Consider the following 12,721-nt stretch of genomic DNA (forward strand, 5'->3'; position numbering starts at 1 on the left):
GGGGCATTGCCCGCGAGCTGACCGATTGCCGGTCCCTGACATGGTCGATGCCTGCCAAGCGGGCCCCATCCGAAATGTGACCCATAAGAATCCATGGTTGCCGCAAGGCGTATCTGGTGTAAGTGGATCAAGCGTGCTGCCGACATATCGCTACCATCAGTGTTGACGGTGGAGATATTCGAGGGAAAACAAAAGAAGGCTCTTGGTTTCCTTTTCAAGGAAACCAAGAGCCTTCTTGCTCGCGGTGACGGTGGGATTTGAACCCACGGTACGGGGTTACCGTACACAACATTTCGAGTGTTGCACCTTCGGCCGCTCGGACACGTCACCAGACTGAACCACTGTACCGGAAGGAGGTCCCAGAACCCAAAACGGGGGTTCCCCGATGCAGAATGGGGCCATGTCCCGCCAAGCAGGCCCGCCGTACGCCCGAATTACTGTGTGCCTGTGCCTGGCCCCGTCAGGGCCTCGGCGGCTCATTGGGTGGCGCTACCGCGGTCGAGGTCTTCTTCCGTTCCAGGTGGACCCAGCCCGGCAGTGGATCGCACGCCCCGCCGCCGACAGGAAATTGGCGAGCAGGGACATCCATGAACTGCCCACGGATCGTGGCTGTACCTGCATCTGCGGTGCTCGGGACTTCGCCTCGGGTTTGCGTGTGAGCCAAGGGGCGCCCACGGCGGCCTTCCGCGCCATCGAAAAGATCGGTGTCGGCCGGGACGGAATCGCGATGCCCTAGCAGGCGACGCTCGCCGCGTTGGAACCTGCGTCCGGTCCGCTGGATCTGCGGGCATAGAAGGAAGCCGCCGGCGATGCGACACGGAACCCGGCTGGGGAGGGACGCAAGAAGGGTGCAGCCAGGACGCTGCCGACTGCCCGGGGCTTCCTGCAGGTGGACGCGCGGATCCGCCAGGCCTGCCACACCCGCCGCTGGGACACCAGGCCCAAATGCAAACCCTGACGGTCAGCACCTACTTCTTGGAGGACTTTCTCAGCGTGGGTTTTCGCACCGGTCCTTTTTGTCCCGCGGCTTCACGCTGGAGGGACTTTCCGCTGGCAGCTAGCCCGCTCATTCGATGACTCGTTTCGTGGATCCCCAGAAAGCCTGGAACCGACACTGGCAAGCCTTGATGCGCCTCCGCAACAATCTGCGAGGCCCTTGCTTTGCCTGTGCGGTGCGGTGGGCGTGACTCAGGTAACCTTTGATCAGCGGAAAATTGATCTCCAGCAGGAGCAACGTCGCTACGAAATGGGGAAGTGCAACGTGAAGGGAATTATCTTCAATCTGCTGGAGGAGGTTGTGGTCCGGCACCATGGCGAGGATGTTTGGGAAAACCTGCTCGATGAATCGGGTTTGGACGGCGCCTACACGTCTCTGGGCAGCTATCCCGATGCCGATGTTCTTCAGTTGGTCAGCATTGCCGCCCACACACTCGATTCGACCTCTTTCGAGGTGCTGCGCTGGTTTGGACGCCAAGCCATGCCGCTGCTCGCTGCCCGGTACCCGGTCTACTTCAGTGGACACTCGACCACCCGGCCTTTCGTGCTCAGCGTCAACAGCATCATCCATCCCGAGGTCCGCATGATCTATCCAGGTGCGGACGTGCCAACTTTCGGTTTTCGCGACGAACCGGATGGCTCGCTGTTGATGACCTACGCCTCAGCACGAAAGTTCTGTGCGCTGGCCCAAGGCTTCGTCGAGGGTGCGGCCGACGAATTCAGTGAAACACTTGGCTTCGAGCACCTGCAGTGCATGCACAATGGCGACGCGACATGCATCTGCCGCATCATCTTCCACGGTCCGAAACCGGCCTGAGTGACCATGGACCATATTGAGCAGGCCGAGGCGGAGACCTGGAAACTCCAACGACGGCTTGACCGGGAACGGCGAGCTCGCTTGGAAGCGGAATCGATTGCCGAGCAAGGTTTTCGGGACCTCTTTGAAAAGAACCAGCAACTACTCATGCTGGAGGCCATTGCCGATGCTGCGAATCAGGCGGATTCCATCACCGACGCCCTGCAATCCGCCCTGCGCACGGTATGCCGTTTCACCGACTGGCAGGTTGGCCACGCCTACATCGTGGAAGAATCCAAGGAGGGGCCGTACCTGGCACCAACCTCGATCTGGGACCGGGTGGAGGAAGAGTCCTTTCACGATTTCTATCTGTCCACCGAGACCCTCGAATTCAGGCCCGGTGCTGGCTTGCCCGGCCGCGTCCTAGCCTCAGCGGAGCCTGTCTGGATCAGGGATCTCGCCCTGGACTCCAATTTTTTGCGTACAGCCACGTCCGGTCGAGCTGGGCTGAAGTCCGCTGCCGCCTTCCCGATACTGCTTGGCACCGAGGTGACGGCCGTCCTGGAGTTCTTCTCCAACCGGGTGCTGGAACTCGATGAAACCCTGATGCGGCTGATGGCAAAAATCGGCACGCAACTGGGACGGGTAGTCGAACGCAATCGCGCCCAGGAACAACTGATTCACCACGCTTTCCATGACCCGCTGACGCGGCTGCCGAACCGTGCCCTTTTCGCGGACCGGCTGGCCCATGCGGTCGCACGCAGCCATCGGCATGGCGAGGACAAGTTTGCCGTGCTGTTCATAGACCTGGACCGCTTCAAGCTGGTCAACGACAGCCTTGGCCATCCGGCAGGCGATGACCTGATCGTGCAGGTGGCAGAGCGTTTGCGAGCCTGCCTGCGAGAGGAAGACACGCTGGCTCGGATGGGCGGCGATGAATACACTGTGCTGCTGGACAGTATCGAGGACGTCAATGACGCGATGCGTATCGCCGAACGCCTCATCAGCGCATTTCAGGAACACTTCGTGATAGCGGGTGAGGAACTGTTTGCCAGCGCGAGCATTGGTATTGCCACCAGCACCGGCGGCGGTGAGACTGCCCCAGAGATCCTTCGCCATGCCGATCTGGCCATGTATCGAGCCAAATCACTGGGCAAGGGCCGCTTTGAGCTTTATGACCCGGGCATGCATGAGCTGGCAGCCAGTCGCCTTGCGCTGGAAAACAGGTTGCGGCGCGCGTTGCATGAGAACGAATTTGTGGTTCATTACCAGCCGATCATCTCCTTGAGCGAAGGGGGCATCGTCGGTGTCGAGGCGCTGGTGCGCTGGCGTAAATCGGAGACCGAACTCGTCTACCCGGATGGCTTCATTTCCGTAGCCGAGGAGACCGGCCTGATTCTGTTTCTTGGTATGTGGGTGCTGCGAGAGGCGTGCAGCACCATGGTCCGCTGGCACAAGGAATTCCCCAGAACCCCCGAGCTCACCGTCAGCATCAACGTTTCTGCCCTCCAATTCGCCCAGAATGACTTTGTGCAGCAGGTCTCCAAGGTCCTTCGGGAAACCGGGATTCGTCCGGAAACGGTCAGTTTGGAGATTACCGAAAGCGTTTCCATGACGAATTCGGAACACACCATGACTGTGCTCGCCCGCCTGCGTGCACTGGGCGTGCGCATTAGCATCGACGATTTCGGCACAGGATATTCCTCATTGGCCTACCTGCACCGTTTCCAGCTGGACACTTTAAAGATTGACCGCTCCTTTGTGGCGCAGCTAGATGACAGCAAGGAGGGGCTGCACGTTGTGCAGTCCATCATGGATCTAGCACAAAACCTCGGCCTTAATGTTGTTGCCGAGGGTGCGGAAAACGCGCGGCACGTCGCTCAATTGACGGCGATGGGCTGTGAATTCGCGCAGGGATTCTATTACTCCAGGCCGGTCGAAGCAGGCGCCCTATCCGCGCTGCTGGAGGAACAAGGCCAGCAACCGAATTCGATAGTTGCCTGAAGCCCGCGCGCCAAGAGCGATCCTGGGTGGTTGAGCTGGACGCTTGGTTTTTAGGGATCCGGTTTCATTTGGGTTAGGCTCAGCGCATCGCCTTGAAGAAGTCCGAGAGCATCGACGCGCATTCTGCCTCGCGCACCCCGGGGAAGACCTCGACCCAGTGGTTCAGCCGGGGTTCGCGCAAGATGTCGAACACGGAACCGGAAGCCCCCGCCTTTTCGTCCCAGGCTCCGAAGACGACCCGGGGGATCCTGGCAAGGATGATGGCACCGGCACACATGGCGCAGGGTTCCAGGGTCACCACGAGGGTGCAGTCTTCCAGCCGCCAGCCGTCGTCGATTCCTGCGGCACGTAGTCGCGCTGCCGCATCGCGGATGGCCATGATTTCGGCGTGTGCCGTGGGATCCCCATCGGCCTCGCGCTCGTTGCGACCAGTGCCGAGGACCTCGCCATCGGGGCCCACAATGACCGCACCGATGGGCACGTCGCCGGTCTGCAATGCGGCCGTGGCCTCGGCCAGGGCCAGGCCCATCAGGGCCTGCTGGGTGGATTTGTCGCGAATCACGCTTCCAACTGTAGTTCCGGGGCCACTGGGGGTCGAACGGCTGGTAGTTTTGGAGCATGCGCGTACAGGTAATCGACCACCCGTTGGTGGCCCATAAGGTTTCGGTCCTGCGGGATAAGAACACCCCCTCGCCGGTCTTCCGGCAGCTGACCGACGAGTTGGTGACCTTGCTGGCCTACGAGGCCACCCGCGAGGTCAAGACCGTCCAGGTCGAGGTCGAAACCCCGGTGGCGGTGACCATCGGCACCGCTTTCGCCAAACCAACCCCGTTGGTCGTCCCGATCCTGCGTGCCGGGCTCGGCATGCTCGAGGGGATGACCCGTCTGGTTCCCACGGCAGAGGTCGGCTTCCTGGGCATGGCCCGCAATGAGGAAACACTCGACATCATCACCTACGCCGAGCGCCTGCCCGCCGATCTGACCGGCCGCCAGGTGTTCGTGCTCGATCCGATGCTCGCCACCGGCGGCACGCTGATCGAATCGATCAAGTTCCTCTTCGACCGCGGCGCCGAAGATGTCACCTGCATCTGCCTGATCGCCGCACCGGAAGGACTGGCCCGTCTGGAAGCAGCCTACGGAGACAACGACAAGGTGCACCTGGTGCTCGCCTCGCTGGACGAGCGTCTCGACGAAAACGCTTACATCGTCCCTGGCCTCGGCGATGCCGGTGACCGCCTCTACGGGGTGGCCCACTAGTCGACCGCCTCACTAAAAGGCGTCGCTTGCGCACCTCCTTCCCACACCTCGGGAAGCGGGTCGGAAGCGACGCTTTTTTACCGCGCCGGCCCGGTGGCGGTCAAGTCGTACAGCACCGTTCCATTGGCCTCGGTCGGGATGAAGGTGGCACTGACCCAGTCGTTGATCTCCTTGGATGTCCGCGATCCGCCATGGGACTTTTCCGGCAGTCCACCGCCGATCCAGTAGTGGATATCCCCTCGCGAGACCATGGTCTTGAACTGTGCAAGCGTGGGGAAGGGATCTGTGCCGTTGAATCCGCCAGCAGGCATTACCGGGAGCCCGGTGGCCAACTGGTAGCCGGCCGCGTTGTTCGCCCCGATGGCCGCCGCCACCCAGCGGTAGGAATCTCCACCCTCGCGAAGTAGCCGGACCGCCGCGGCGGAGGGGACAGGCGCCTGCACCAACCCGCCGGGAATCGTCGGGGCTCCGGCGGGGTGATGGCCGAACCCGGAGTGGTGCGCGATGGTCGGGCGCGGCCCGGCGATGATGATGGCGCCGGTCTTGGCCACCTGGGTTGTAGCCGCCGAATAGGCTGCCGGTGCAGCCAGTGCCGAGGCGATGGCGAGCACCGCAGCCACCGGGAGCAGGATCAGTGACACCCTCGAGTTCGCGGGACGCCGAGCGCAGAGGGCCAGCCCGATGGCGCCGGCCAGCGCAGCCATGGCCACGTACCCGCCCCAGCCCTGGAGGAAGCCCCGCCCGGTCAGGTACCAGGCCCAGAAGCCGGTGGCCGCGACGGCCGCGCCGAGCATCGTGATGGCCCCGGTGTGTTTGCGGTGCCGCCACAGCAGCCATGACCCAAGCCCGATCAGTGCGCCGATCGCCGGGACCAGCGCCACGGTGTAATAGGTATGAATGATGCCGCGCATGAACGTGAAGACCAGCCCGGTGAGCAGCAGCCAGGTTCCGAAGGCAATGACCATGCCGGTGAATTGCCGGCCAGCGGGGATCCGCCACGCCCGGGTTCGGTAAAGCACCCAGGCCGTGCCGCCGAGCAGGATCAATGCCGCGGGCAGCAGCCAGGAGGCCTGGATGGCGAAGCCTCCGCCGAAGAGCCTGAACAGCCCGGCGGTCAGTGTGCGCCGGGTGCCGACGCTGCCGTCCTCGGTGCCGCTGAGCCGGCCCAATCCGTTGTAGCCGAATGTCAGTTCAAGCACCGAGTTGTGCTGGGACCCGCCGATATAGGGCCGGGCGGACGCCGGCCAGAGCTCCACCAGCAGCACCCACCAACCAGCGGCGAGAACCAGGCCGGCAGCGGCCGCCAGCAGGTGCCCGATCCGCCGGACCCATCCGATGGGCGCCGCCAGCAGATAGGCGAGCCCGAACCCGGGCACCACCAGCAACACCTGCAGCTGCTTGGTCAGGAAGCCCAGCCCCAGTAGTGCCCCGGCCGCGAGCATCCACCACACTGCCTGTTTCCCGTTCTGCAGTGCCCGGCACAGGGCGTAGGCCGCCGCCGTCATCAGCAGCACCACCAGGGCGTCGGGGTTGTTGTACCTGAACATCAGCGTGGCCACGGGCGTCAGTGCCAGCACGGAACCGGCGAGTAGTCCTGCAGGCCGCCCGGCAACCCTGGCCACTGTGGCGTAGAGCAGGAAGAACGCAGCGAGTCCCATGAGTACCTGGGGCACGAGGATCGAGTAGCTGTTGAGTCCGAAGACCCGCACTGCCAGGGCCGGGATCCAGAGCGAGGCCGGTGGCTTGTCCACGGTGATCGAGTTCGATGCGTCGAAGGAGCCGAAGAGGAATGCCTCCCAGCTTTTCGATGCCGCTTGGATCGCCGCCGAATAAAACGGGTTTGCCCATCCGTTGACTCCCAGGTTCCACAGGTAGAGCACACCGGTTCCTGCCATGAGCACCACCAGCGCCCAAGCCTCGGCTGGCCGCGGTGGGCCAGTCGTTCGAGGAAGTGCTCCCGTGGCGGGGGAGCTCATGGCGTTTCTGGTTCAAATGCCGGTGCCTGCTCCTTCGAATGCGTACCCCGGGCAAAGACCCAGTTTCTGAACAGGACGAAGCGGAGCGCCGTGGCCAGCAGGTTGGCCGCGACGAGCACTGCAAGTTCGCCTGCGTGCGATGGCGTCGTCGTCGCATTCACCGCAAACAGCGCCCCGGCCGTCAGTGCCCAGCCCAGGGTGAAGATGGCCAGGCCCTGCAGGTGCTGGGTGACCACGGCGGTGCTGCCACGGATACCGAAGGTGAAGAAGCGGTTGGCCGCAGTGTTGCCGATGGCCGTGAGTAGCAGCGCGGTGAAGTTCGCGAACTGCGCCCCGGTGCCTTGGCGCACCAACCAGTAGATCAGTACGTAGGCGGCGGTGGAAGCGAGGCCGATCGCCGCGAAGCGGACCAGCTGGCTGAACAACGTGTGGGCCCCTTCGGTCGGCGGGATGCGGGAGAGTTCCCGGCGCACATCGCCGATCGGGATCCGCCCGGTGCCCAAGCAGAGCACCAGGCGTCCGACTCCACGCAGGTCGCCGGCCGCCGTGTGGACCACATGGACGCTGGAGACCGGATCATCCGTCCAGTCCACCGGGACCTCGGCGACGCGCAGCCCGGCCTGTTCGGCAAGCACCAGCAGCTCGGTGTCGAAGAACCATTCGTTGTCTCGGATCAGCGGCAGCAGGGCATCGGCGACATCCCGGCGCAGCGCCTTGAACCCGCATTGGGCGTCGCTGAAGTGGGTGCCCAGCACCGTATGCAGCAGCAGGTTGTAGCTGCGGGAGATCACCTCTCGCTTGGCACCGCGGCTGACGTGCGAACCGTGGGCCAGCCGGGTGCCGATGGCCACATCCGAGTGCCCGCTCAGCAGCGGCGCCAGGAGTGGGCCCAGCGCCGCGAGGTCGGTGGACAGGTCGACGTCCATGTAGGCCAGCACCTGGGCGTCGGATTGCTCCCAGACGGTGCGCAGTGCCCTGCCGCGGCCCTTTTCGGGCAGGTGGAAGACCCTCACGTCGCAGAACTCGCGGGCCAGGCGTTCGGCGATGGCCAGAGTGTCGTCGGTGCTTGCATTGTCGGCGATGCTGATCCGGGTGGCATAGGGCAGCGATGCCGTGACATACCCTTGCAGCTTGCGGATGCACGCCTCGATCCCGGCCTGCTCGTTATATACCGGGATGACGATGTCCACCACGGCGGCTGCGGGCGTCGTTGCTATCGGTGCCCGGTTCCGGAATCCGACCGAGGAATGGCCGGCGGCCGATTGGCGGGTCCGATGCTGGGAAAGGCTCATGGAACCACTGTGTGCCCCGATATTAGGGGGGAGGTGGGCGTTGGCTGTGGACAGTCTGTGAAGTGCCGGGAAACGACGGTTCATCGGAATCGGAGAGCGGCAGCCGCACCGCGAATTCGGTGCGTCCGGGCTTGGACGTCACGGTGATGGTTCCGGCGTGGGCTTCGACGATGGCCTTGACGATGGGCAGCCCCAACCCGGTGGTGCCCTCGGTGCCGGTGCGTGCCACATCGGCCCTGGTAAAGCGCTCGAACACCGAGGGGAGGAACTCCGCATCGATGCCGGCCCCGTTGTCCGTGACCGTCAGCAGTCCGTATTTTTCGTCCAGCGAGCGACCCACTTCCAGTTCGATCCGGGTGCCCGGATCGGTGTGCTTGTGCGCGTTGGCCAGCAGGTTGGTGATGACCCGGGTCATCTGCGACGCATCGGCATGCACGATGACCGGACCCGCGGAGACATCGAGCACCCAGTCGTCCTGCGGCGCCGTGACGGTGAAATCGGCGCAGATTTCCGTGGCCAGTTCGCTCAGGTCCACATCGGCGGGGGCGAAGCCGTGTTTTTCATCGAGCCGGGCCAACAGCAACAGGTTCTCCACCATCGATCCCATGCGCTGGCTCTGCTCGGTGACCCGTGAGAGCGCTCGGGTGCCGTCGACGGAAAAATGTTCGGTGGCGGCCAGCAGATCCGAATAGCCGCGGATGGCCGCCAGCGGCGTGCGCAGCTCATGCGATGCATCGGCAACGAAACGGCGCATGCGTTCCTCAGAGGCGGCCCGGACCTCGAGTGCCGATTCGACGTTGTCCAGCAGCGCATTCAGCGCATGGCCCACGTCCCCGGCCTCGGTTCCGGGCACCGAATCGGCGGGATCCACACGCTGGGCGAGCGTCACCTCGCCGGCATCCAACGGCAATGCCGCCACGGCAGAGGCCAGTGCGGAGACCCGTTCCAGCGGGCGCAGCGAGCGGCGGATGATCAGCGAACCGATCAGCGCGGTGGCGCTGAGCCCGGCGACGGAAACGGTGACCATGGTCCAGCGCAGCGCATCGAGGGTCTGGTTGGTGGCGGTCAGCGGCAACCCGGTGATCAGCGTTCCGTGGGTGATGGGGTCTTTGCGCGCCACCAGCCGGTAATCGCCGATGGACAGTCGAGCGCTGATGGGAGGACCGCCCGGGACCAGATCCGCCAGCGCCGGGACGTCCCTCTGCACGATGTCGCTGCGCTCGCCGGTGCGTGGATCGAGCACGCCGGAGGCCAGCAGCACGCCCGAGGGCAGTAGCCGTGCGTTCAGTGTGCCGGCGCCCTGGCCGGGAGCGAAGATCGGGTCGGAGGCCCCGGTGCTGCCCCCGGGAGCGGAGGAGGCGAAAGCCGCGGCGCGGGCGGCCGCGTTGGCCAGCTGCCCGTCGACCTGGCCATAGAGCGAGCTCTGCATGAGCGTATTGGTGGCCACGCCGATGACCATGCAGACCAGCGCCAGCAACCCGACAACGGCGATGAGTAGCCGGCGGCTGAGCGTCCAGGTCCGGGCCGGCCTGGTGCCGGCTGGCGCAGGCGGGTATGCACTCACGTGGCGGGCTTCAGCATGTAGCCGGCGCCGCGGACGGTGTGGATCATTGGCGGGGCGTCGGCCTCGATCTTCTTGCGCAGGTAGGAGACGTAGAGTTCGACGATGTTGGCCTGGCCGCCGAAGTCGTAGTGCCAGACGCCGTCGAGGATCTGGGACTTGGAGACCACTCGGCGGGAGTTTTCCATCAGGTAGCGCAACAGGTCGAATTCGGTGGCGGTGAGCGCTACCTGCTTCCCGGCCCGGGTTACCTCGCGGGTATCGGTGTTCAGGGTCAGGTCACCGACGACGATTTCGGCCTCGTCCGCCGTGGCGATGCCGGAGCGTTCCACCAGCCGGTGCAGGCGCAGCAGGACCTCCTCGAGGCTGAAGGGTTTGGTGACGTAGTCATCGGCGCCGAAGCGCAGCCCGTCGATCCGGTCCTCGACCGCGTCCTTGGCCGTCAGGAAGAGCGCGGGAATCCCCGGGCGGAAGGAGCGGATGCGGGTCAGCACCTCGGTGCCGTCGAATCCGGGAAGCATCCGGTCCAGCACCAGCACGTCGGGGGAGAAGGTCCGGGCCTCCGCGACGGCAGCCGGGCCGTCATGCGCCACCCGCACGTCCCAGCCGAGCATGCGGGTGCCCATGGAAACGAGTTCGGCCAGCGAGGGTTCGTCGTCCACGATCAGGGCCCGCACCGGGGTTCCGTCGGGGTGCTCAAGGCGAGGCAGCTGGCTGGGCGAGAAGCGAGAGGTCGACATGTGAACCACTCTCCGTGGCCGCGATGGGCCGGGTCTATGTTTGGGCTGTGCGTGGGCTGTGAATGCCATTGCTTCGCACCAGCCTATGCATCGCGGCGCGCTAATTCACCGCGTGCCGGCCGCAATAGTCAAGGGTGAAGGCGGCGTTCGGTGATGTCCGGAGTGTTGCGAACGGATAGCTCATGAAATGCCAAAACGTCGTTCGGTTGGTCAGATGGGTCAGTAAAATGACGTTCTGGTGCGCATACCGCAGGTGGTTTGCGTGTTCTGCGGCAAGATCTGAACAAGGTGACCATGGTCACTTATGCGACCACTCATCTCACCATGTGGACCAATGAGTTGAATATTACTTGCGGGTTGCCAATATTACGGGGAAACTGATCAATGTGAATAGCGACGCAGCAGTACCCGGAGCCCCGCAGCGGGGCAACAGGGCGGGCCCTGCCCGCGGCTTCTGTCGAATGCCCTGCTGAGCCCGGACTCCGTGTCCGGTGCTTGGAACCACTCGCATCGTCTAGTCGGCTCTGCCGGTGGGGCACCCCTGGCATTCGCGCCATCACAGGCACTTCACACGAGTTAGAGGTAAGCAAAGATGTCCGTTACGTCGGGATACGTCCACATCTCCATACGCAATGCCCAGAACCGGGCTGCCGCTCAGCGGCAGGCCGCAAGCCGCGGCGACTTCGCCCCGCAGGGCTATCGACAGCTCCACGCAGTGCCCAGTCATGAGGAGCCCCGGCCGATGACGGCGCCGACCCCGGTGGTTTCCGCCGGACAGGTCCCGTCGACGCCCGCGCCGGGAACCGATGCCGCGGCCCGAGGCTTCGTGCTCTACGTCGGACTCGACGAGTCAGTGGCCCAAGCCCAGGGCACCTCGTTGGGCAAGCTGGCCACGCAGGTCCGTGCCTTCCTGCAGACCCTGTCGCCGGAGGCCCAGACCCATGCAGCCGTGGCCCTCGCTCCGGCCAGCGCGCCGGGCGAGAACATCGACGTGGTCCGGCAGGCACTGGGGGACCCCACGGTCAACCGCCGCCCGCGCACCGAATCCCGCTCCGGGGCCGTCGCACCGCGCCCCTCCGGCGTGCTGATCGACCTGTCCCGCCGCGAGGTGCATCTGGACGGCGAGACGCTGAACCTCACGTTCAAGGAGTTCGAGCTGTTGAACTACCTGGTGGAGAACGGCACCCGAACCGTCGGGCGCGAAGAGCTGCTGGCCAACCTGTGGCGCAACGCCGACGAGGTGCCGAACGAGCGCACCATCGACGTGCACATCCGCCGCCTGCGTTCCAAGCTGGGCCGGTTGGCCAACACCGTGCGTACAGTGCGAGGCCAGGGCTACCGCTTCTACGAGCACCCCGAGGTCGTCGTCTGGGCGGCCCCGGAATACACGATCTAGCCCGGTACCACCTCCGGCACCCGGCGATGCGCCGGTCGTTCCCCGCTGCGGGAGCGGCCGGCGCATCGCCTTTTGCGTGCCCGGCGCCGCACAGCCGGTGCCCTGCGGGTCCGAAGGAGCATAGGCTTGGGTGCATGAGCAAGCATCACATCAAGCGGCTGCTTCTGCTGCGTCACGCCAAGTCAGACTATCCGCGCGGGGTCACCGACCATGAGCGCCCGCTGGCCTCGCGCGGTGACCGCGAGGCGCCCGCGGCGGGGGCCTGGATGGCGAAGGCCGGGATTTACCCGGACTACATCGTTTGCTCCGACGCGCTGCGCACGCGCTCCACCTGCGCTTGGGTGATCAGCGAGTTGGGCGAGAAGGCGCCCACACCGTATCTGGACTCGCGCATCTACACGGCGTCGTCGACGCAGCTGCTCTCCATCATCAATGAAACACCGGAGACGGTGGGCACGCTGCTTCTCATCGGGCACATGCCCGTGCTCCAGGACCTGGCCATGCGCCTGGCCTCCATCGATTCCGACGAGGAAGCGGTGATGGAGATGGCCATGGACTACCCCACGCTGGGACTGACCGTCTTCGCCGTGGACAAGCCGTGGGCCGAGCTGGACGGGCGCGATGCGCACGTGACCGATTTCGTGGTGCCAAGGCCCTAGCCGGCAGCGATTCGGGCGCCCAACGGGTCGGTCTGAAGGATCCG

General features: G+C 64.8%; 10 protein-coding genes and 1 tRNA gene. 5 read left to right on the plus strand and 6 right to left on the minus strand.

The features are described 5' to 3' along the window. Positions 1-242 precede the first annotated feature (242 nt). Positions 243-330 (minus strand) — tRNA-Ser (locus E9229_RS07235). Between the two features lie 853 nt (positions 331-1,183). Here E9229_RS07235 and E9229_RS07240 point away from each other — a divergent pair. Together E9229_RS07240 and E9229_RS07245 are read left to right on the plus strand one after the other, a co-directional pair. Further along, on the plus strand, positions 1,184-1,813 hold the full coding sequence (locus E9229_RS07240) for a heme NO-binding domain-containing protein (protein ID WP_221184400.1): 630 nt from the start codon (positions 1,184-1,186) through the stop codon (positions 1,811-1,813). 6 nt (positions 1,814-1,819) lie between these two features. Then, the gene (locus E9229_RS07245; RefSeq protein WP_183510588.1) at positions 1,820-3,796 is read left to right on the plus strand and encodes a putative bifunctional diguanylate cyclase/phosphodiesterase; all 1,977 of its coding nucleotides are present in this window, start codon (positions 1,820-1,822) and stop codon (positions 3,794-3,796) included. A 79-nt stretch (positions 3,797-3,875) separates the two neighbouring features. On the opposite strand, the gene tadA is transcribed toward E9229_RS07245, so the two are convergent. Next, positions 3,876-4,358 carry a tRNA adenosine(34) deaminase TadA gene (gene tadA, locus E9229_RS07250; RefSeq protein WP_312855624.1) on the minus strand — a complete coding sequence of 161 codons (483 nt, stop codon included), beginning with the start codon at positions 4,356-4,358 and terminating at the stop codon, positions 3,876-3,878. A gap of 56 nt (positions 4,359-4,414) precedes the next feature. Between tadA and upp the strand changes: the two genes are divergently transcribed. Continuing rightward, on the plus strand, positions 4,415-5,053 hold the full coding sequence (upp, locus tag E9229_RS07255) for a uracil phosphoribosyltransferase (RefSeq protein WP_183510589.1): 639 nt from the start codon (positions 4,415-4,417) through the stop codon (positions 5,051-5,053). Between the two features lie 77 nt (positions 5,054-5,130). Here upp and E9229_RS07260 read toward each other — a convergent pair whose 3' ends face one another. The 4 genes from E9229_RS07260 to E9229_RS07275 form a co-directional block, all read right to left on the minus strand. Continuing rightward, the gene (locus E9229_RS07260; protein ID WP_221184401.1) at positions 5,131-6,948 is read right to left on the minus strand and encodes an ArnT family glycosyltransferase; all 1,818 of its coding nucleotides are present in this window, start codon (positions 6,946-6,948) and stop codon (positions 5,131-5,133) included. Between the two features lie 77 nt (positions 6,949-7,025). Then, positions 7,026-8,321: a bifunctional glycosyltransferase family 2/GtrA family protein gene (locus E9229_RS07265; protein WP_183510591.1), complete on the minus strand. Its 1,296-nt coding sequence runs from the start codon at positions 8,319-8,321 to the stop codon at positions 7,026-7,028. Positions 8,322-8,343: 22 nt separating this feature from the next. Further along, complete coding sequence (locus tag E9229_RS07270; RefSeq protein WP_312855625.1) at positions 8,344-9,885, minus strand: sensor histidine kinase; 1,542 nt, start codon at positions 9,883-9,885, stop codon at positions 8,344-8,346. Next, positions 9,882-10,622 (minus strand): response regulator transcription factor, encoded by a 741-nt coding sequence (locus E9229_RS07275; protein WP_183510592.1) that lies wholly within the window; start codon positions 10,620-10,622, stop codon positions 9,882-9,884. The genes E9229_RS07270 and E9229_RS07275 overlap by 4 nt, the downstream gene beginning before the upstream one ends. Before the next feature lie 592 nt (positions 10,623-11,214). On the opposite strand from E9229_RS07275, the gene E9229_RS07280 reads away from it, so the two are divergent. Together E9229_RS07280 and E9229_RS07285 are read left to right on the plus strand one after the other, a co-directional pair. Next, positions 11,215-12,018 (plus strand): winged helix-turn-helix domain-containing protein, encoded by an 804-nt coding sequence (locus E9229_RS07280; protein WP_183510593.1) that lies wholly within the window; start codon positions 11,215-11,217, stop codon positions 12,016-12,018. A gap of 134 nt (positions 12,019-12,152) precedes the next feature. Further along, on the plus strand, positions 12,153-12,677 hold the full coding sequence (locus E9229_RS07285; protein WP_183510594.1) for a SixA phosphatase family protein: 525 nt from the start codon (positions 12,153-12,155) through the stop codon (positions 12,675-12,677). Positions 12,678-12,721: the final 44 nt, after the last annotated feature.

Source organism: Paeniglutamicibacter cryotolerans, assembly GCF_014190875.1.
GTDB lineage: Bacteria > Actinomycetota > Actinomycetes > Actinomycetales > Micrococcaceae > Paeniglutamicibacter > Paeniglutamicibacter cryotolerans.